Genomic DNA, 21,363 nt, shown 5'->3' with positions numbered 1-21,363 from the left:
TTAACTACCAAATACTGACTCTTTACTTAGACTGTGATTGGACCTTTGATCAGAATATCTTTTTAATCGGATATGTCTATTCTGATGGACTTGTAGGTTCACTTTACGACTCCAAGCTTTCCAAAAAAGGTTTTATGCAACTCCTGGAAGGAGTAGATTACATCATTGTATACGGACCTGATATTGCTTATCTGGAAAAATATTTTGAAATAGATCTTCGCGAAGATTACATCTGCATCAATGCATTGAAGTTATTCCGCAAGACTTTACCTGGACTTCCAAGTTACCGCTTGTCTTACATAGAAGAACTTTATTCCATCATCCGCAATAAGCGCAAATACAAGACCAGTGTGTTTTCCATCTGGCGCGACTGGTTCAATCTGGAAAAGCGAAAACAAGTAATCATTTACAATCAGGAGGATGTAGTCCATCTCTTAAAGCTCTTCCGTATCATTGCTGATAGATTTAATCTCACTGACGAACAGATAATGACCTGCAGGCTTATCTAATCCTTTCGGATTCAGATTGACCCTGATCTACTGAAAGGAGGATCAGGAATCATCGAATTTTTTTTCAATCTTTTTTATTGTCCACCCAAAAACTCAAATGAAATTGGGAGAGTTTCTGAGTGACCGTTTTTCGTAAATTCACAGGGAAACGGTTCATTCCTAATCAGCCGGGTACTTCCTGAGTTTTTGGGAAACACTTCTGTGCTTTAAATATTCCGGATTGATTTTCAAATTTTTGATTCGGAAAACCACTGAAAAGTTTTTGGGAGAAATAAAATAGTTTTTGAGAAAAGAGTATAAGTTATTGAGTAAGCTCTCAAAAACTTTTCTTCCATCCAAAAAGATTCACAGGAACACAGGTTTTCAGAAACTTTTTACAATTCAATCGTGAATTTCGAAAGTTTCAAAAAATGTCCTAATACAATTTAAAATTGAAATAAAAAACAGGAATAATACTGTTTTTTATTAAAGCAAACTATCAATTGAATATTGTACATTTACACGATTAAAAAATTTAACTTCACAAATTAAATTATTGCCATGGTAGAAATTCTTATTTTTGTTGAACAAACTCAACCAAATATTAATCCAGTTGATAATAGCTGGACTCAACGTCATTTGACTTTTTTAGGAATCCCACCTGTAAATCCATTCGTTAGGTTACAAGGGTTTAATTTAGTTTTCCCTTTCCAAGGAAGCTATCTAATATCTGGATCTGCGCCCGCTTATAAAACTGGTGAACATAAATTATGTCTTCGAGAGGCTAGAAGTCCTAAGTTAATTAAAATCTTAGGAACTTCAGAATTTTCTTCCGCAATTCCTAATGATGAATTAAGTTTAGGTATTGTAACAAGGTCTTTTATTTTAGGGACCATTGTTATAGATAATACAAATCTTAATCTTGCATTAAGTTTAGACCATTGGATACATAATAATACCGGTGGAGCAAATGCCTTTGGTTTACCCTCCAAAATCCCTAACACGCGGGATATATTCGCGCAAATAATGATTCAAAAAATCGATTAATTAAAAATCTGTTTGCTCATAAAAAACCGCGTGATTAATTCAAGAGGGTTTTTAGTCATGATTCTCCTTAGAATAGGACTGATTGAATTACAACAAAAAAGCCCCAGGCTGAGAACCGGAAGCTTGTAACACCCTAATTTCTGTTTGTATGGAAACAGATATTCAAAGTTAATAGAAGATGCTGCTGGATTAAATCCAAAGGCAGCTAAACTCTTGTTAAATTCATGGGTACAAAATCGATTAATTCAGGAAAGAAGTATGGAACTGAAGCTTGGCGTAATCTTTTAGACGGTTAACCTTTAGATTAACCGTTATAGTAGCTAAATAATCGAATGTTTAATTCATAATTAATTAGTTTATAGACCTTTATAAAGAAAGCAAAATTCTAACGTTAGTCTATTTTTTATTAATCATATAATATTCGAAATAGAATAATTTATTGGAAAACCGATATTTACTATTTTTAAAGTATTCACTATTTAATTTTATTCGAGACTTAATTGAAAAGTTATTAAATTTGATTTTAGATAGGGGAGAATGAAATGAATTTATATTTATTAACCTGTTTACTTTTTAGTATGGGCAGTATACTGTTATAAATATTCGTTTCAAAGAAGGCAATTTAATGTTCACTTCAATAAAATCCATTATTATGAAATTCTCAATTCTAATTCATTTACTTTCTTTTATTTTATTTAGTAATTTCGTTAGTAGTCAACCCTTAAATGGATTAAAAAAATTAACTGTAGTGTGGAAAAAACCTGTAATTAGCGTTAAAGATTTGAAAGATTATAATGATTGGAAGGCAAAACAAGATAGTTTATATCCAAATACAGATAATTCTGTCAAAATAAATAATTACTTTTGGAAATTACCATCTTGGATCAGTACACATGATTTAACTGAAAAAAAAGTCACTTTAAGCAGTACGTCAAGTCTTGATACACTTAATAATCAAAATACTAAAAGCGGTCAATTAAAATTGAATTGTACTACAACAGCGCTTGATGTACGTAAATCACCTGATAAAATTGTGACAATGAATCCTGATGTTGGTAAACTATGGCCAGGTGCATTACTTCAAGGAAACGGTATTGAAGGCGGATTAGGATCTTTAGCAGAAGTTCCAATTAGAAAACGTGCGCCGTTGATGATCGCTTTAGACATACCTAGCCAAACAATAGCGAAGTATATAGAAAATCCAGACGGAACTTCGGTAAAAATTGCAATTGCTGAACTTTTGTTAGATGCTAAAAATAAAAATATACCGTACGCAAATAATATATATTTCTATGGAGCAAAGACTGAAAAATTAGAAGAATCACTTTTTAATTTAGGGTTTTCTATTAACTATATGGGAGCCGAAGCAAAAGGAAATCTTTCTATTGCGAAATCAAGCACTCAGAACTCAGCCACTTTTTATATCGTTCAAAGGGCATTTTCTGTTTTTATTGTTCCACCGGCATCACCAGCAAGATGGTTCAGTCATGAGTTTACCATGTTAGACTTAAATGATCAACTCAATTCAGGAACTATAAGTAATACAAATTTGCCCGTTTATATTTCTAATATTAGTTACGGCAGAATACTTATTTTTAATGTTGTATCAAATACTTCTGCTGATAGCATTATTGCTGCAGTTTCAGCATCGTATATGGGTTTTAGTGGGAGTTCTGACTATAAATATGCTGCACTTTTAAAAAATTCAAGTATAAATGCTACAGGGTTAGGAGGTCGATTGGATGATGTTGTTGAAGTATTAAGGTCTGGAAAAATTCTTGATTACTTTAATCGAGAAACTGATATTCTTACTTTACAACCTATATTTTACCAATTCTCAAATTTAGTAAATGGAACAAATGCGAAGTTTGTAGAAACTACTAAGTACAATTTAAAGGAATGCACACCATTGCCAAATAGTGCGGTAGATATTGGTGATGAAGCTTATGTAAAAATCGAGGGTATAAAAGTTCTAAATGATTGTGATTGGGGAATAACTGATGATCATCTTGCAGATGTTTTTGGAGAAATTAATGTAGATGGAGACAATGCTTGGATACGCAATGATTCCGATCAGGGTAAATTAGATGATATTGGTAACGGACAAATCTTAAACATTAAAGATCATCGTCTATATTTTACTGGTAATGAATCAAATGCTAACAATGAAGGGTACCCAGAAATTAGGATCGATAATTCAAAAAAAATATTGTATGATGATAATAATTCTGATGGATTTTCAATTAATGGTTTATTAGGAGATTGGGATCCAATTGGTGGTTATAGCTTAAATCAAGGTTTTGATGTTATTATTCCTTACAGCGAGTTTAAAAATAAATATAATCAAAGACTACGCATTTCTGTAAGTAGTGATCCAGGTAGTAATTGTAATATGGAAGTTTTATATAAAATTATTAAAGTTAGAGACATTTATAAATATGTTCCCTAATTTATTTGTTGAGTTCATTCGATTCTTTTAAGTCAATTTTCGATGTACTAAAAGATGCTGCTGGATGAATTCTGGCACGAAATAAATACATGTTAAATTTCTTGTGATATAATTTTGATGTCTGGATCAAAGTAAGATAATAAGGGATGAATGAAGCTTATATGCAGATATCTTGTATAATTACCGTTAAAACTTCGGTAAATAATGGATTATTTTTACTCATAAGGATTTGATTTGTACTTCCTAATGAAGTAAAAACCATTTTTTGGTGCTCATTTTGGAAAATCGTTAAATAATCGCTTAATTTTAGTTTATTACCTTATTAACTAACCAATATTATTTGTTTTATCTTTGTAATTCAGTCAAATAGTCAAAAAATGAATTCAGTTTCCGTTCAGCAGGATCACCAAAGCGATTTATTGTCATCGGTTCAAAAAAGCAATAAGACAATCAATTTGGCATTTATCATTTTAGATACTTTTCCATTATCCTTTCTTTTAATGCCATTTTTAAATTTTAAACTTTCAAGAGCATACCAAAACGCTTTGGCGTATTTAGAAGATATCAATAATTCCATTCCTGTATTATCTGATGATGAACTTAAATCAATCTATCCCAAACTGGAAAATTTAAATGAACGTTTTGCCAACTTACATGAATTTGCAAATGAATCCGCACATGTTCCCCAAAAATTAAAAAAACTGATTGAAAAGCTTCATAATAAATCCAGATTAGTTCTTGAGATGGTGGATATTATTTTAGACAATTCTTTGATTGATGAATTGAATGAAGCCATTGCAGAAGTAAAGTCATAAAATCTAAGCTAATATCCCCTTGAGTTTTCCGGAGCCAATCGAAGTCGGCAAGACTGCATACTTTACTAAGTCGCTCAGTAAAAATGTCGATAAGCAATATCATGATAGCATTGAAGAGTATCTGAAAAAGTTAGAGAATCCGAATACACATAATTGCGACATTGAATTTATTCAGTCTGGTAAATTGAAAGATAAAACCTACAGATACAAGTTCGGTAATTGGAGGGTATTTTTCTTGATCTCAGAGGATTCAAAAATATTTACGCTATTGTATATTGAAAGAAGAAAAAGTAAAACGTACTAATTATAATTATGCTTTTTTCTAGATATCGCAATGATGGATTAGTTTTCATTAGATATAACGGTGGCCACGAATGTTGGAACTACCCGGATAAAACTTTGAAAAGACCAATTACATTTCAAAGTCATTTTAAATACATAAACAGCCGAATGGTAAACAGCAACATACAGACAATGGGTGTTGGTTACAATGATTTTATCAAGGAAATTCAGATGGCCAGAAATTAAAAACCCAATTACTTCATTTATTTTTTGTATAAGTTTTTCCCATAATTTATAGTAAGTAATTATTACATATTTTGTAATAATTGATTACCAATAGAGTAATTAAACAAGGAGTCCAATTTTACTAATTACATTTCTTTTAGCGCTGAATTCTTATAAACAGCTATAATATCATATAGGCTTTTGTTCTCATGCATTAATTTTTCAACCATTTCTGTTAAAGATTTGATTTTAGTATTATTAAATTCATGGTCATTAAGTGAAAAAAGCTTTGGCATTCTTTTGTTTAATTCATTGAATATCAATGTAAAAACATCGACTTCTAGAACTTGAGAAACTCTTATGATATCATATATATCTGAAAATGTAGGGTTTTTCATGCGGTGATGCATACCAGTGGGTGTAACATTCATTTTTTCTGCTACTCTGGCAAAATCCATATGCCGAGTTTCTATAGCTTTTCTTACTATTTGCCCTATATGTAAGCCGTCAAACTCTACTGTTTTGGTATTAAGTTTCATTTTTTGTAATTTTTGACAAAGTTAAATCCTTAAAATAGCTTATTTGTTAAAATATAATTACTATTTTCTTATAGTTATGTTTCTTTTTTTATACATTTGCATTACAATTTATAACCATATGTTGCTTGAACTCGTTAAACCAATCGTTGCCGGTACTCCTGGCGAATCCTGGCTAGTTTCAGGAAAACTTCTGAATCCATATCAAAAGAAAGTCCTCGAAAGTGAAGGTATCTCATTAACCAAGTGGACACATCTATTAAATAATGACACTTCTCCATTAATGACAGACGTAGTTAAAATATGTCGCATTATTGGTATAAAACCAGAACAAGTAGTCGCGTCGTTTGTATGATCTATGCTCAAAATAGGTTAACCCAGATTGGCTTTAACCCTGATCTGGATTGGGCTTACTATACTGCAAATCCAGATGAACCAATTGCAGGTAAAGTAAAAAAGCCTACAGATTGGGCCGACGAACAAGGAAACCTTTGTATTGGCGTTTTTGGACTGGATCGACAATTTATTACCGTCGATGTTAAGAAAAGTCATTCTCGCCTGGCAAATCAAATCTTTCACTTTATAAGATGGGCTAAACCACAAATCATTGATGGTGAAGAACGTAAAATCACACCATTTGAGGCTGGCCATGGAGTTTTTCCTTATATCCCTATTGAGATCGTAGATAAATACCAGAAGAAAACTAAAATCAAAAATCTGATCATTACAGAAGGCCAAATCAAAGCAAAGTGTGCAGCAAGGTTTGGATTAGATATTGTTGGCATTCCTGGCATTCAAATATGGAATGCTAAAGATCAGGCTAGTGTATTTAAAGACATAGAAAAGATAATTATTGAATGCTCGGTTGAAACAATCACTTTTTTAACCGACGCTGATACTTTAACTGTACAATGGGTTGAAGCAAAGGACTTAGGCAAAAGAGCAGAAGCATTTTGCAACGCTGTAACGCAATTTAAAGAGCGTACACGTGATTTTAATCTAAAACAAGTATTTGCACACATCAAGGAGAATTCACCTAGCAAAGGAATTGACGATTTGATTATAGATAATCCTAAAAAGGTTGCTCTAATAATAAAAGAATTGGACGATGAAACCAAGTCTGGTACCTGGTTTGAAAAAATGGAAATTGGATCTAAGTCGTCCAATAAAATCAGAGAATATTTTGGTCTGAATGAAGGTGTTGAATCATTTTACAATAAGTATGAAAATATAATTGGTTTACGTGAATTTGTATTTCACAGGAGCGCATATAAATTTGATGAAGTTAGCAATAAGGTAAGGTATGAAAAGTGTGGGGAGTCTACACAGTTTATAATGGTAGACTCTACTTTTTTTATTAAAGGACCGGTACCTACTAAGTATGGAGAAATTGAGAATGCTCTTAAACCAATTAAGCCTGCAGGCATTGCAGGCATGTTCAAACAAAAATCTAAAAACTTTGCAGATGATCCAAGTTTAAAGATTTTCTTAAAAAAATTATTCTTTGATATTCCATACTATAATGGCTTTATAAACAGACCAGCTCATATTGATTTCAAAAAAGATTTTCTGGCAACTGATAAGGAAGGTCATTCAATGAAGTATTTTAATAAATACCTTCAATTAAGTCATAATCCTATGCCTGGAAATACTACAATATCAATAGATTTTGTAAAACACATATTTGGATCCGGTACCGTTGCACATCATGGCAAAATTTACAATGAATGGGAGCTTGGCCTTGATTACCTACAAATATTGTATTTAGAACCTACTCAATTTCTTCCAATCGTATGTTTGGTTTCGTCGGAACGCGGTACCGGTAAAACCAAATTTTGGGAATGGATAGCCGCAATTTTTCAAGCTAATGTTAAACCTATAAACTCACATCAATTGAACGGACAATTTACTTCGCTATTTGCTTCTGCATTATTGGTATATATTGATGAAGCATTTTTAGACAAAAAAGAAACTATCGAAAAATTAAAAAGTCTGGTTACTTCGGACAAAGGTAGGATCGAGTACAAGGGTATCGATGCCGATATCATCGATAATTATCTCAAGGTTGGTATTGCCACAAATGACAAGACTTCATTTGCAAACATTCCAGGTGAGGAAGTTAGATTCTGGGTAAGAGAACTAAGTACAATACCAGAAGATAAAATTGATAAATACTGGTTTGACAATTTGCGTAAAGAAATACCAGCTTTTCTTCATTTTTTGCAAAATAGAAAGATGGTTACACATTATGAGCATCGACAATGGTTTCATCCAAATCTTATTCGTACTGATGCACTTGATGCTGTTGTTAGTGAATCCCGCTCCGGAATCGAAATTACCATTGAACATGTACTTAAAGAACATATGTCTAATGTCAATAAAGCAATTGTTTATTTATCTACCAAAGATATTAGAGATATGATCGACGAAAACAAAATTGCTTTAACATCAATTCGTTGGGGATTAGAACAGAAAATGAAATTAAAAAATTCAGGCTGGTCAAAAGAATACGAAAAATATTCTATTGAATATTCTGAAATCGCTGGCTCTGTTGTGAATGTTTCAACCAAGAAATCTATTTTTTACACATTTACAGCATCGTCAATTTTTAATGCCTCTGAAATACTTGATTTATTTAGTGTTGAGCAAATTAACGAAATGGAAAAAAAGGAAATAGAAATATTTGGATACAGTTTGTTTTGGAAAAAATTTAGTACTAGAAACAAATCCGTTTTAAAACAGCTTCCTGTGTTTAAAGAACGTGACAATGAATCACTTGATACTTTAATTATTGAATGTTCAACATTTGTTGAGGCCTATAATATTTGTATTGACTTATTAAATTCAAGCAAATGAAAAAAATTAAGATTATTGTAAATTATTTGAGACGTTTTACTTGGAAATGTATTTTTGGCCATGTATGGACAATTGAGAAATTAAATGACAAAAGAGGCCGAACAATGCGTATGCAAAGAAGATGTGTTATTTGTAAACAACGAAATTTACTTACCATTAGAACCAATAGGAAAGGATCACAAAGCTTCTTTTGGTATAAAAAATAGCGAATTCCATTATTAATCAATAAATCCAATTGTCATGAGTTTAGAAATTGTGAAAGTAAATGACATCGACATTGAATGTCCTTCAATGAATTATTTAAAATTTGGTATTGTAACAAGTGAAACGAATTCTTTTGCAAACATTTCAGGTGAAGAAGTTAGATTCTGGGTAATAGAACGAAGTACAATAACATAAGATAAAATTGATAAATATAGGAAAGGATCACAAAGCTTCTTTTGGTATAAAAAATAACGAATTCCATTATTAATTCAATAAATCCAATTATCATGAGTTTAGAAATTGTAAAAGTAAATGACATCGACATTGAATGTCCTTTTGAAAATGAACAGCACTTTGTTGCTGTTAGATCTGTTTGTCAAGCATTAAAAATTGATCACCAGAAGCAATATGACAGAATTAAGAACGATCCAATTTTAGGAGATGTGTATACCGATACGGTATACGCATCTGATTCTACTGGATTAAGAAAGCAAGCTATGTTTTGCCTTCCAATAAAATATGTATTTGGATGGTTGTTTTCAATTGATGAATCTAAAGTTAATCCAAAAGCAAAAACTGCATTCCTGAATTTCAAAAGAGAGTGTTACGAGGTACTTTATGATCATTTCTCACAAAAAGGGCTGCTTTATGAACGTCGCGAAAAACTAATCTCTAACAAAGAAAGGGATCTGGATGATCAAAAGAAAGCCAAATCTGTAATTTCAGAGAATATCAGGAGACTCAAATCAGAAATCATAGAAATCCGGCAAGCACCAATTGGTCAGCTATCGCTTTTTAATTAGTCGGCATTTAACATTTAATTCAATCAGATAATGTTTTGTGTCATTCCATTAAGCGTTTTTAAGCAAATCTATGCGCCATCACTTTGCGCAGGCAAGGCTAAACCATTTGGCAAAATGAAAATAATCTCCACCTTGCAGGTAGTATTTTTTTCTATTTTGGCCTTGCCAACGCTATGCTATTCAGGCAATAAAGAGCATAAAAACTCTATTGTTATGAATTACAAAACTTCATTACCAGAACTTACTTTTAAGTACAAACGAGGCGACTTTGAAAAAGCGACTCTTAAATCTTCTTATGAAGCTGCCGACTTCTTTAGAAAACTCTATGATGCTGATTTGATTGAGTATCGTGAAGAAATGATACTCTTGCTTCTTAATAGAGCGAATACTACAATTGGCTTTATTAAGATATCCTCCGGAGGCCTTACCGGCACTGTTTGTGATTCCAGAATGGTTTTCGCTGCAGCTTTAAAAAGTGGAGCTACCGGAATTATGCTTAGTCATAATCATCCATCTGGAAATACAAAACCATCTGATGCAGATATTAAATTAACTGCTTTAATAAATACAGGTGCTAAAACTCTTGATATCAATCTGCTTGATCATATTATCATTACTCAATCAAGCTATTATTCATTTGCAGATGAAGGCTTAATAAAATGAATTATATCTATGATTCTGATACCATCGAGTTTCTCCGTAAGAATGGACGTCTTCCGGATCGGTGGTATTTGGATCATGGGTTGGCTATACCAATTAAAAAGAAAACGAATGGATAATTTTAATTTATTACTTGATTATCAAAAATATCAAATTCCAAAGAAGGGAATATTTCGTATAGAAAAAAATCCAGCAGAATATAAATTACCTGGTGGTTGGGTTAGGGTTGAAGTCGAGGAAACTATTATTGGTGAAACTAATGATACTTATGTGACAAGATTTCAAAATTCTAATCATGGAGAATGGATTGGCGATCTTGTCTTCAAACGATACTATACTTTCCCAATTGGCTTGCATAAATCAAGATTTGTTAAATGGGTTGGATATCAACTTTCGATATTTGATTAGGTCAAAAATTAACTCATAAGCTGACAATTATGGGTTGAAATAAAATAATAATGACATTCAGGAAGGTTTTTGAATACCTTTAAAATTACTTTAAATATTTTGCTTTAAGTTTATTTGAGATCCAAAAATTATAGCTCAAATTCAATGCAAAAACTGAATGTATATAATGATATCGACCTTTAGGTTGTGTGATTAATTTATCAAAATTGCCATATGTATAAGATCCTGTTAAACTAAATCTTTCATTATAATTATACCTAACAAATCCTCTAATATCTAAACCATAAGGTCTAGAATAATCATCGCTAGTTTTTTCTGTAGATGCAGTCCGATATTCTAATAATAAACCACCACCACATTCAATTTTATATCTATTAATTTTGTAAGCAACGAGTAATGGAACCTCATAATAGGTATAAACTGAGCTAAAGGGGCCAAGAAATCCAGCAGGAATCTCTATTACCCTTGACCCTTTATTATTAACTGCAAAACCAGATTCAAAATTAATATTGTGGTAAACATAATTTATACCTAAACCAACATTCCATTGAATCATATAATTATAATCATCATGATAAGCTCTAACAAAATCCGGTGGGAATGCCGTTAATAAATGATTTGAATAATTCACTCCCACCGTAGCGTTAAATTTAAACTGAGAATTCAAATTAAATGCATTTAACATTAAAAATAATATGAAAGAAATTTGCTTAATCATAATTCTCAATTTTGTAATTCAATTTTTAAAAATTATAACAAGGGGCGCTGCATTTACATGCACTTACTGCCAAACTACTGGCTTTATCATTCATGTTTGTACATAAAAATCCCCATCTTTCTTTCTTTAAATTTGGCACTTCCCATGCAGACTCTGTAGTGCCAGGTCCTGGTAGTCGCATAACCCACTTAGTTCTATCACAAAATGAAATAGGTAAATTCGCACCTCGGAATAGTGTTATTGTAACCATCGTGCCATTCCCAGTGAATCCAGCGTTATCATAAGATGTTTTAGAGGCCCCATCCCGATATATTTTGATTGATGAAATTCGATCATTCCAAGATTGGCCTTGACCGTATGATCTATTCGCCAAATTTGATTCAGCAATTAATTCAGCACAAATAGCATTGTTTGCCACTAGAACTTCATGAATATCAAATTGGTTATCGACACAAAACGAAGCTCCTTGAAAATTTGCATCAGCAAAATATTCAACATATAAACATGCATTAGGAGACCAAGCCGAAAGTGTTGAGTCAGATTCTTCTCCGGTTGTTACGTCTTCTATAAATGTTAATGCTGGGTAATCTTCATAATAAGCAATTGTGTATTCATTTGAACCAAGTGCATCAATTAAAGAGTCTGCAGTAGTTTCATTATTCGGAGTAGAAGAAGTGTCATTGTCATTAAAGTAAAGTATATAATGAACACCATGATATACATACTCTTCGCTAATAATGCCTCTTGATTTCAACTTAAAGTCCTTTTTTATAGACTCAATGCTATCCGTTTTATTACAAGAAGCATAAAGTATAAAAATAATAATAGTAATAAAGGTATAATTAATTATACGATTTAAACTTAATTTTTTCATATAAAAGTATTAAGTAATTGTTCCTTAATTGACGAATTAAGGATTCCGTCTTACTTACTAAGCTTTAAGTGAGGTGTTCAGATAATGCTCACTCGCGATGTACTTTGACATTTGAAGAGATGAAGCGTTTAATTTAACAAAAGGTGTTTTCCTGATTCATTTTTTCTGTTATGAAAAAGTAAATGCAATTAATACAGTTATTTGAATCTTGAAAATGATTTTTCAAATATACAGTAAAAAGAAGTAAGTGTCAAGTAATTAACATATTTTAATTCAAAAATCAGGGTTTACCCTGATAAAAATCAGGGTAAACCCTGACTAAAATAAAAATATATTTCAAAAATACAAATATCTAAAAGCTCAATTTCTTATCTTTAAACTCCCTAACACCGACACTATACCCTGTAAATTAATAACCATGAATAAATCCAATCTTTCCTTTGATGAAATTGTATCAGAGTTTAAAGATAATCATGACCTTGAAGATATAGGTCGTGATCTTCATGAACTCTTTATCCTGGCTGCCAGTAGCGAGGACTTTGAAAACCATGAAACCATTTCCAGGGTTTCATTTGCCAGGTCTATCAAGTCACTAATAAAGCTTATAAGTGATCTTGAGAATGTTAAGCAGGTCAGCCCTTGATCGACTTAAATTACATTTATTTTGCTATTGATTACATTTTAAGTAATTTTTAACCTATAATGTTTGGTAATATGTAATTATAGTTACATTTTTGCACTGTATTTATTAGTCAGATGCAAAGCCAACATGAGATTTTTAACGTGATCAATAGAACCCCCGGGCGGGATCTGTCTGCATCTGACCGTAATGACCTGTATTCATCCGTCCGGGAATTTTTGTATTCCCAACCAAAAACAGCAAATCCAACCACTGTAGCTCATAGGTTGTTTTCTCCTGCAGCGCAATGCTTAATGAAGTATTGCGCTGTTTTTTTTCTATTATTTGAATTTGTGCATACATATACATTTTCGTGCCGGTACTTCTTAAATCCGGCACGTTTTTAAAATCATGTTATGAAACCAAAAACTTTCATATATCGCAAAAAATGGATCCATTACCAAGTAATCAATAATGTGATATGGATTGATGTACTGTCTGTAATCAAGGCTTTAAATCTAAATGAAATTGCAGAATTAAAATATTTAGCCTCACATCCAAATCTCAATCTTACTGGCACAGAAATTAATTTTAATTTTTCAGATAAATTTCAAGAATCAATACTTTGTCTAAATGAACTGCAAGTCTACCAATGGCTTTTACACATAGAAGGCAATGGCAAGTCAACATATGAGCGCAATGTCTTTTGCTTAAATCTATACGATGAACTGCGCAAAAAAGTAAAGTTTGATTTCATTGAAGTATCAGAATACGAATTAGAGTATAAGCCATCATGATTACTGAACGCCGTATCGATCCGCAAACTTATATGCGGTTACATCGTAACCGGCTTCATAATGATTACCATAATTTCAAGACCGCACTTAATGACATTATAGCCAATGGCCAGGAGCCAGATGATCTTTTTCAGAAAGCTCAGATCCTAATTAAAACCATTCAAGCATGCGCTCAAAATGGCCATAAATATGGAGTGGCACAACGCAAAAAAGCTATGATGGATAATTCTAGTCCTATTGTGATAAGGACTTATAAGGCTGGTGAATTATTATTTCCTAAATCAATAAACAAATGAAACTTTTAAAACAAATTGAGGAACTAAATAATGTTCCATTAGAATTTAAACTTGCACATCCTTCAACACCACCATTATTTAGAATAATGCATTACTGGAAGTACATTAAGGCTGCACTAAATGTAGTAAAATTTTTTACGAATAAAACTGCAGACTCAATCATTGATGCCGCAATTATAGCAGGAGATGAATACAAAAAAGAATGTGAGGAACATGTTGAAAAATTAATTATTAACAATTCAAAAATAGAATCATGAATTTTGTCACAGGAAATCTTATTTACAAAACTGCATACGACTATTCACCAAATGAAGTAGTCGCATTTAAATATCTTGGAAAATCAGTTAGTGTTGGAATCGATAATATCAACAATGATTGGGTTACAGGATTTTTAATTGCTTGTGGAATACCTGCAGCTAAAATCATTACTGCACGTGGTTTTGGATCCAGCACAAAAGATAGTATCGAAATCTTTTTTGCTTATGAAGGAACACTCACCAATGGATATCAAGATCTTTGGTTAGAAAATCAACATCATGCGTATGCATCCTATGCACGTCAAGATGGTATCATCATTCCTCAATATTATGAAATCAAAGCTGGTCTTGATGCGATTGCTTTAAAACTTGCAAAAGATTATAAAGTAATTTCTTTTCTGGTTAAGCCATTTTCATTGCCGGCATTACCAATAGAAGTTTTGGCAAAATCTCCTGTGAATGGAATACTTGCTGATATGCGTAATATACCAGGATCCTGGACTCATGTACTTACATTTAAAAAAGCTAACTGGCAAACTATCTGGTACCAGGATAAAAACGGAAAACAAAAAGTAGAATTCCGGCCAAAAACAGGCTGGGTAATCTAGTCAAGAATAATCTAAGTCAGATTACAAACGGAGGCAGGCAAAACTTTAGTAGACAAAGTAGCCTGCCTTTTTTTAATATTATAATCCCCACACTATGACCCTTTACCTTGATGCAGAATGGACACTTGATCAAAACATTTTTCTATTAGGATATGCTTTTGCAGATGGCAGATCTGGTGCATTGTACGAGTCTAGGCTAAACCAAAAAGCTTTTATCGCACTGTTGAAGGGAGTAAAATACATCATCATTTATGGACCAGACATTGCATATCTGGAAAAGCATTTTGGCATGGAGCTTCGCAATGATTATATCTGCATAAATGCACTCAAACTGTTTAGGCAGGTTTTACCAGGACTATCAAGTTATAAACTTGCTTACATCGAGCAACTTTATGCCGTCGGCCGGCAAAAGCGTAAATACAAAACCAGTGTATTCACCATTTGGAAAGACTGGTTTAATCTCGAAAAGCGCAAACATGTTATCATCTACAATCAAGAAGATGTTGTAAACCTTCGTAAACTCTTCCAGATCATCTGCAGGCGCTTTGATCTTACAGACGAGCAAATACTCACTTGCAGACTCGTTTAGCTGTCAACATCTCGCTGATCACCGCCAGGTGATCAGATAAAAACCGTCTTCAATTCATTGAAGACACCAATCTCCATTTTCCAAAACGGCCAATGGCCGACCCAGCAATCCGATAACTTCAGTTACGAGGATAAGGAAACTTCGGATTTTTTGAACCAAATATAATTCTGTGTTTTTTATACAGGTTATCATTTATATTCTGAATTTCAAGTACATTTATTTGCATTAAAAATGTGTTTTGAAACAGACTCAAAATGGTCAAAATTGAAAAGTTTCTGGGTAAAAGCTATGTTTTTGCCGTTTTCACCCAAAAACTCAAATGTTTTTGGGAGTGTTCTTGGGAGAAATTTTAGTCAAATTAACTAAAAAGTAACAAAAAAAGGGCTTTTTACTCAACTGGTCAAAAGTTTTTGGGTTTTTGGGAGAAACCCACTTTTCAAAACATTACTTGCTTGATTATCAATTTTTAATATATTTAAAACAGCAAAAGTTTTTGGGAGAAATTAAAAAGTTTTTGGGAGAAATAGTATTATAATAGAATAGTTTTTGGGAGAATTCCCAAAAACTTTATTTTCTTACCCAAAAACTCAGTTTCCCAAAAACTTTTCGTCAGTCGCGTGAGATTTCTGTGGTTTTGGCTGAGAAGCGGTGGAATAGATATTTTGCATTTTCACCCAAAAACAAAATAAAATTTAACAAAATATTTTGCTTCAGGATTGTGGATTGTTATAAATTTGTATCGACAACCATTTATTATGCATTATTTTCAAAAGTTAAATTTCAAGAACAAGGCATGGCATACCGGTGAGAGTCCGGAAGCTCTTCTGTTATTGCATAACAGGTGGTTGTCAGTGACCGTGCCTATATTATTCACTTTTAAAATGTATTTGTATGACAACCACAAATTCACAGAGCGAAACAGGATCCGCTACACATCCTGAGACTTTAGAAACCGCTACACGCGATTATTTTCAATTGGCAAGACCAGGAGGCTTTTTAGAAGATCTCGACGAGCTTTTCTTTATGGCTATGACAGCGCCTGACCTGAGTGATCTAGACTGTATGCAGCGTGCAGATCTGGTTACTTCATACCGGCTTACAAAAGAGTATCTCGCTAAAATGGAAGCTCTAAGTAAAACAGTATTTGATTTAATGGGTCCTAAGTCTTAAAAACAGTCACAGAATGTCTTTAGCAAGGATCCTGGCATACAGCTAGGATCCTTTTTTATATATGCCCTGTATAATGCTTGGTTAATGATTGATAGAATTTCAATCATTTTGGCATTTAATTTGTTGAATGTGTTATAGTTGTATCAAAAATGGAGAAAAATACTTGAGTGGAGGGGATTGTCGTTAAATGACTGGTTATTAATCATCTATTAAAAAATTTGATAAATTTGTTTACTCTGTAGTACTTTTGCTAAGACGTTCAAAATCTAAACAATTCATGGCTGATATCATAAAAATCCTACATAAAGGAAATTCAGCTACAATTTCCATGGATGTTCCTTTAGTTCTATTTGAAGAAGATGATATTTTCTATGCAAATTTGCCTTCACTTGATATTTTAGGATATGGCAATAATCAAGAAGAAGCTATTTCAAGTCTTGATGAAATGGTTAATACTTATTTTCAATACACAATAGAAAATAATAAACAATAAATCACTATAATAAAATTATGGATAATTCTAAAATAATCATTAATCCTAAAGAAGAGGATTTATTGTCATTTATGGCAAAAGTTGAATTATTGGCAAATTCAAAATCACCTATAGTTTTTCCAAATAGGGGTTCTAAATTTGCTGCAATTGTACTTGGAAAAATATTTTCATGTGCAAAAAATAATGTCTATATAAAGGCAAATAATTTCTCAGGCGAAATTTCAAATGAAGATAATTATATTGACGGGTTAAAAATGGCCTTATCTAAAAGTGTAAATTTCACAATCATAGTTGATGATGAAAAATGTGTTAGTATTAATGTTTCAAAAGGAATGCAAATATTATTAGATTATGTTGATTATGGGTTAGTAAAAATTTGGCATATTAAGAATAATACCGATAATATTAATTTAAATTTCTGCATTGCAGATAAACAAATGTTTCGTTACGAAACAGAAAGTGCTACGCATAAAGCAATGTGTTCCTTTAATGATGAAAAAAGAACATTAATTATATCCAATATCTTTAGAAACTTATTAAAGGAAAGCATTTTGTTGAAATAATTTAAAATGAAACTACTTGACAGTTCTTCTTTTATTGAAATACTAGGAGGTATTAATCTTGCCTATAGTGGCATAAAGCAAATAAGAGATATACTATCAATGAAAATTGAAAATCTTAACAATAATTTTTACAAAGTTAATAATGAAATCAAATCTGCAAATCAATTAATAATTGACCAAGGAATAGAAACGGCCAATATTAAAATATTAAATCCAAATGATATTATATTTTTAGAAACTCAAAAAGATAAACTTATTGCAAGTTACAATGAGATTAGAGAAATTATCATGGTCATGAGTGGAGTTTCGTCCTTGTTAATTTTATATACTCTATTTGCTATTGGAATAGAGTGGGAAGATGGAAAGATTTACGTGTGGCTGATTAAAAATATTGCTTGTGTTTACTTCTTCTTTTTTGTAATTTGCATAGTAAGTACTTTTCATATTATTGAAAAGGTTAGACATGTATTATTATTTTTAATTTTAATTTTATCTATTTTTTATCCTTTCAATACTATATTTGATTTTACTGATTATATAACTAATAAATTCCCGGTATATACCAATTTATTTGCTATTACTGTTATTGGGGTTTTGCCTTTGCTCTGTTCTATAATAATTGGATTATTAATATATCGTAATACAAATCTTATTCAAAATAGATTAACTGCTTATTCAACACCTTTAATAGGTGCATTAAAAGAATTTGATAAGGAATTAAGTAATAGAAATAAGTTGAATGGTTAATTTATTTATATTGTTATACATAAAAATGTGATTCTTTACATTTCATGCTTCGCATTAATTTTAAACTATATTTAAAAAAACAAAACCATGGTAATACAAAACTTTATTACAAAAGATAAAGACCCTAAAGTTGCAATGAATCAAATTAATGAACAATTAATTGATTTTTTTAAATATAGGGAGGCTATAAATACTATTAGTATTTCACATTCTTTACATCAGAATAACTCAGATGCTTATGTGGCATCAGTTTTAATTTGCTATAATGGTAGTTAAAAATAAATCTATACAAATATATTTCTAATTATAGTTATATATACAAATATTGTTATATTTGTATCACAAAAATGTAATTATTGGCCGCTCCTTACCAATATATACTTCCTAAAACGTTAACCAAAAAGCAGCTCTGCTTGTGTTTTGGCCTCGATCACCCTGGTGGTCATCTTGATTATCGCTCCCTTAAATTGCAATATTTTACTGATAAAGCTCTTGCAGAGCTTGAAATTACGGAGGCTGAGTACCACCGGATCCGTAAATTTGATGCTCTTAAAACCAAACGAATCATCACATACTTTCGTTTGGAACCACTCCTTAGAAGGATTATTTAGTATTAATTCGCAGTTTTCTTCAATTACATATATAGTATATTAATATTACATATTATTTGATTCGATAGAAATATCGCTTGTAAAATGTAATTAATTCTTATAAAATGTAATTAGCTGTTGAAGAACGTACTTTCATTCGTCGGTTTATTTTTTATCGGGTACATTCTTGTTACCAGCATAGCCAAAAAGGTTGCCAATAACCTTTCGCTTGTAAAAGCTACGGTAAAGTTTGGCTCCATAAGCTTCAATGGAGTTTCCGTCACAGCAAATCTTCACATCCAAAATAATACAAGCCTGGCTATTCCACTACAAGGCTTTAACGGTTATATCGTCTATGGGGCTAGCCCTGTAGCACCTGTTATAATTAATCGCAGTGTAGTGATAGAGCCAAACCGTATTTCAATTATTGCAATTGACAGTTTTATAGATTTTCAGAAAATAGGATTAAGCATTGCAGATATTATCAAACGTGGTGAATATCTGTCAAGCCTTCGCTTAAAAGGTAGTTTGGCATATGAATCACTTTCGATTCCTATCGATGTAAACATCAATCCTTTTAATGCATGATCCAAGCGGCACTTGATACCCGGGCCATCCCAAAACCGGATGGAGTGCGCAAAACATATTATGAAGATGGTGGTACCTGGGATATCATAAAAGTCATACTGATGGCCGACAATAAACTTGGTCAATATATGTGTGATTTTGCTTCACAGTTTGAAAAATCATATGCAGGACTCTATGACCTCTGGTCATTTGTCCATAATAATATCCGGTACGTTGCCGACCGGCCAGGACTCGAGAAAGTAAAAGATCCTCGGGTAACATGGAAAGACGGTTACGGAGATTGCAAAAGTTTCAGTCTCTTCCTTGCTAGTGTCTTGAAATGCTTAGGTATAAAATACCGGTATCGATTTGCAGCTTATGGCCGCAGTGAAGAACCAACACACGTGTACATAGTCGCTACACTCAATAATAGAGAAGTGATTTTGGATAGTGTGCATGACACTTTTGATGAAGAGGTAGAGTTTTATAAAAAATGGGATCGCGTGACTAGAATTGTTCATTTACATGGTGTACCAATGGTTAACTTTAAAGCTAAACCAACACGTACACAACGTATTGCTGATGCACCTCGTCAGGCTGCACCTAGTCGTAATATTATTCCTGCAGGTCTTACAGAAGGCGCTCTTACACTTGAACTGCTAGATGATCAAATCGTAATATTAATGCGTTACTATGGAGATCCTGATGGTATCCTTCAAAAAGCTCGTAATTTAATATTCAGAGCGCGTCGTGGTTCATTTCATTACGATAATACACTACCTACCGGTTATGTTGATTCTCGTTTGAATGATTTGATTGCACAAATTCAAAAAGCTTCTCAAAATACCAGAATTAGTGGTACTAACTTTAAGCTTAGTGGTATTGGTACTTTGGAATATAATAAGCCTAAATTATATCCTAAAAATTGTAAGGATCTTATAAGCAATGAATATCAGAAGCTTCTGAATGAATTTAACCTACTAAATAGTAAAGTATTTAAAGGAGGTTTAACTCGTTCAGAAGAAGACAGAAGATTTGAATTATTAAACTTTCAAAATGATCTGAAAAAGGATCTTAATGAATGTGCTTTATCCAATGAGTTTGCTGAATTGACGGCAAAGAGTTTTGATAAATCTGCACATCATTTACTCTATGAATTTATTACAGATGCAAATTCTGCAACTAACATTGTTGCCACTAAATCTGTACTTCATAAAACAGGAATTGCTACCATTGGGCAGCTTGCTCATATCGATCGATCTAATATTCGCTTAATGTGCGAAAATGGAATATTAAGAACTAACTCAGGTTTGAAATTACCTAATGAGATTGGGATCACACCAGGTGATGCAATTAAAGTTTTAAAGGATGCTGCCATTCAAAATTATTCAGGACCAAGCATTGGAGAACCAATATCTGTGGTTGCGGTTGCAATTGTAAAAATTATCGGGGCCTTAATTACTGCAATCAGTGCTTTTTCATTACTGATGCAACAAATGAATGAAAGTAAAAGAATTCAATTACAATCCAAATTACCAGGAGCTGCTACACCGGATTTTTCAGCTGATTATAAAGATTTTATTGAATCATCAAGTAGCTCAGGCTTAGGAAGTTTTTCAAAGTATTTGCCATATGCACTTGTTGGGGGTGCTGCATTATTTATTGTACCATCATTATTAAAATCAAAATGAGACAAATCGTT

General features: G+C 32.2%; 27 protein-coding genes. 24 read left to right on the top strand and 3 right to left on the bottom strand.

Annotated elements, in window-relative coordinates:
* The first annotated feature begins 11 nt into the window (after nt 1–11).
* The 5 genes from IPO86_10130 (at nt 12) to IPO86_10110 (ending at nt 5,103) form a co-directional block, all read left to right on the top strand.
* A complete protein-coding gene (locus IPO86_10130; GenBank protein MBK9728464.1) occupies nt 12–509 on the top strand; it encodes a ribonuclease H-like domain-containing protein in 498 nt (165 codons plus the stop codon).
* Between the two features lie 540 nt (nt 510–1,049).
* Complete coding sequence (locus IPO86_10125; protein ID MBK9728463.1) at nt 1,050–1,535, top strand: hypothetical protein; 486 nt, start codon at nt 1,050–1,052, stop codon at nt 1,533–1,535.
* Nucleotides 1,536–2,187: 652 nt separating this feature from the next.
* The gene (locus tag IPO86_10120; protein ID MBK9728462.1) at nt 2,188–3,984 is read left to right on the top strand and encodes a thiol-activated cytolysin family protein; all 1,797 of its coding nucleotides are present in this window, start codon (nt 2,188–2,190) and stop codon (nt 3,982–3,984) included.
* Nucleotides 3,985–4,361: 377 nt separating this feature from the next.
* A complete protein-coding gene (locus IPO86_10115) occupies nt 4,362–4,799 on the top strand; it encodes a hypothetical protein (protein MBK9728461.1) in 438 nt (145 codons plus the stop codon).
* A 19-nt stretch (nt 4,800–4,818) separates the two neighbouring features.
* Nucleotides 4,819–5,103, top strand: a complete 285-nt coding sequence (locus IPO86_10110) for a hypothetical protein (GenBank protein MBK9728460.1) — start codon at nt 4,819–4,821, stop codon at nt 5,101–5,103.
* Nucleotides 5,104–5,452: 349 nt separating this feature from the next.
* Here the strand turns inward: IPO86_10110 and IPO86_10105 are convergent, their stop codons facing one another.
* Nucleotides 5,453–5,845, bottom strand: coding sequence for a hypothetical protein (locus tag IPO86_10105; GenBank protein MBK9728459.1), 393 nt, complete (start codon nt 5,843–5,845; stop codon nt 5,453–5,455).
* A 118-nt stretch (nt 5,846–5,963) separates the two neighbouring features.
* Between IPO86_10105 and IPO86_10100 the strand changes: the two genes are divergently transcribed.
* From IPO86_10100 to IPO86_10075, 6 genes are all read left to right on the top strand, one after another.
* On the top strand, nt 5,964–6,197 hold the full coding sequence (locus IPO86_10100; GenBank protein MBK9728458.1) for a hypothetical protein: 234 nt from the start codon (nt 5,964–5,966) through the stop codon (nt 6,195–6,197).
* Nucleotides 6,146–8,698: a DUF3854 domain-containing protein gene (locus tag IPO86_10095; protein ID MBK9728457.1), complete on the top strand. Its 2,553-nt coding sequence runs from the start codon at nt 6,146–6,148 to the stop codon at nt 8,696–8,698. The genes IPO86_10100 and IPO86_10095 overlap by 52 nt, the downstream gene beginning before the upstream one ends.
* A 240-nt stretch (nt 8,699–8,938) precedes the next feature.
* Complete coding sequence (locus IPO86_10090; GenBank protein ID MBK9728456.1) at nt 8,939–9,097, top strand: hypothetical protein; 159 nt, start codon at nt 8,939–8,941, stop codon at nt 9,095–9,097.
* Nucleotides 9,098–9,189: 92 nt separating this feature from the next.
* A complete protein-coding gene (locus tag IPO86_10085) occupies nt 9,190–9,705 on the top strand; it encodes a hypothetical protein (protein ID MBK9728455.1) in 516 nt (171 codons plus the stop codon).
* Nucleotides 9,706–9,819: 114 nt separating this feature from the next.
* Nucleotides 9,820–10,368, top strand: coding sequence for a JAB domain-containing protein (locus IPO86_10080; GenBank protein MBK9728454.1), 549 nt, complete (start codon nt 9,820–9,822; stop codon nt 10,366–10,368).
* 9 nt (nt 10,369–10,377) lie between these two features.
* A complete protein-coding gene (locus IPO86_10075) occupies nt 10,378–10,773 on the top strand; it encodes a hypothetical protein (protein ID MBK9728453.1) in 396 nt (131 codons plus the stop codon).
* Nucleotides 10,774–10,858: 85 nt separating this feature from the next.
* On the opposite strand, the gene IPO86_10070 is transcribed toward IPO86_10075, so the two are convergent.
* Both IPO86_10070 and IPO86_10065 read right to left on the bottom strand, forming a co-directional pair.
* A complete protein-coding gene (locus tag IPO86_10070; GenBank protein ID MBK9728452.1) occupies nt 10,859–11,491 on the bottom strand; it encodes a hypothetical protein in 633 nt (210 codons plus the stop codon).
* Between the two features lie 25 nt (nt 11,492–11,516).
* Nucleotides 11,517–12,365: a hypothetical protein gene (locus IPO86_10065; GenBank protein ID MBK9728451.1), complete on the bottom strand. Its 849-nt coding sequence runs from the start codon at nt 12,363–12,365 to the stop codon at nt 11,517–11,519.
* 418 nt (nt 12,366–12,783) lie between these two features.
* Between IPO86_10065 and IPO86_10060 the strand changes: the two genes are divergently transcribed.
* The 13 genes from IPO86_10060 (at nt 12,784) to IPO86_10000 (ending at nt 21,352) form a co-directional block, all read left to right on the top strand.
* Complete coding sequence (locus IPO86_10060) at nt 12,784–13,008, top strand: hypothetical protein (GenBank protein ID MBK9728450.1); 225 nt, start codon at nt 12,784–12,786, stop codon at nt 13,006–13,008.
* A 392-nt stretch (nt 13,009–13,400) separates the two neighbouring features.
* Entirely contained in the window at nt 13,401–13,781 is a 381-nt protein-coding gene (locus IPO86_10055) for a hypothetical protein (protein ID MBK9728449.1), read from the top strand.
* A complete protein-coding gene (locus tag IPO86_10050; protein ID MBK9728448.1) occupies nt 13,778–14,077 on the top strand; it encodes a hypothetical protein in 300 nt (99 codons plus the stop codon). The genes IPO86_10055 and IPO86_10050 overlap by 4 nt, the downstream gene beginning before the upstream one ends.
* A complete protein-coding gene (locus IPO86_10045; GenBank protein MBK9728447.1) occupies nt 14,074–14,334 on the top strand; it encodes a hypothetical protein in 261 nt (86 codons plus the stop codon). The genes IPO86_10050 and IPO86_10045 overlap by 4 nt, the downstream gene beginning before the upstream one ends.
* Nucleotides 14,331–14,942 (top strand): hypothetical protein, encoded by a 612-nt coding sequence (locus IPO86_10040; protein MBK9728446.1) that lies wholly within the window; start codon nt 14,331–14,333, stop codon nt 14,940–14,942. Before IPO86_10045 ends, IPO86_10040 begins: the two co-directional genes overlap by 4 nt.
* 94 nt (nt 14,943–15,036) lie before the next feature.
* Nucleotides 15,037–15,531 carry a ribonuclease H-like domain-containing protein gene (locus IPO86_10035; GenBank protein MBK9728445.1) on the top strand — a complete coding sequence of 165 codons (495 nt, stop codon included), beginning with the start codon at nt 15,037–15,039 and terminating at the stop codon, nt 15,529–15,531.
* 891 nt (nt 15,532–16,422) lie between these two features.
* Complete coding sequence (locus IPO86_10030) at nt 16,423–16,701, top strand: hypothetical protein (protein ID MBK9728444.1); 279 nt, start codon at nt 16,423–16,425, stop codon at nt 16,699–16,701.
* Nucleotides 16,702–16,978: 277 nt separating this feature from the next.
* The gene (locus tag IPO86_10025) at nt 16,979–17,194 is read left to right on the top strand and encodes a hypothetical protein (GenBank protein MBK9728443.1); all 216 of its coding nucleotides are present in this window, start codon (nt 16,979–16,981) and stop codon (nt 17,192–17,194) included.
* A gap of 17 nt (nt 17,195–17,211) precedes the next feature.
* On the top strand, nt 17,212–17,757 hold the full coding sequence (locus tag IPO86_10020; protein MBK9728442.1) for a hypothetical protein: 546 nt from the start codon (nt 17,212–17,214) through the stop codon (nt 17,755–17,757).
* A gap of 6 nt (nt 17,758–17,763) precedes the next feature.
* Nucleotides 17,764–18,504 (top strand): hypothetical protein, encoded by a 741-nt coding sequence (locus IPO86_10015; protein ID MBK9728441.1) that lies wholly within the window; start codon nt 17,764–17,766, stop codon nt 18,502–18,504.
* Nucleotides 18,505–18,591: 87 nt separating this feature from the next.
* Entirely contained in the window at nt 18,592–18,780 is a 189-nt protein-coding gene (locus IPO86_10010) for a hypothetical protein (protein ID MBK9728440.1), read from the top strand.
* A gap of 452 nt (nt 18,781–19,232) precedes the next feature.
* The gene (locus IPO86_10005) at nt 19,233–19,682 is read left to right on the top strand and encodes a hypothetical protein (GenBank protein ID MBK9728439.1); all 450 of its coding nucleotides are present in this window, start codon (nt 19,233–19,235) and stop codon (nt 19,680–19,682) included.
* Nucleotides 19,679–21,352, top strand: coding sequence for a transglutaminase domain-containing protein (locus tag IPO86_10000; protein MBK9728438.1), 1,674 nt, complete (start codon nt 19,679–19,681; stop codon nt 21,350–21,352). The genes IPO86_10005 and IPO86_10000 overlap by 4 nt, the downstream gene beginning before the upstream one ends.
* The last annotated feature ends 11 nt before the right edge of the window (nt 21,353–21,363 follow it).

This window comes from Saprospiraceae bacterium (assembly GCA_016717265.1).
Lineage (GTDB): Bacteria > Bacteroidota > Bacteroidia > Chitinophagales > Saprospiraceae > Vicinibacter.
The sequence above is the reverse complement of the archived record's forward strand: the minus strand, read 5'-3'. Positions and strand labels throughout refer to the sequence as shown.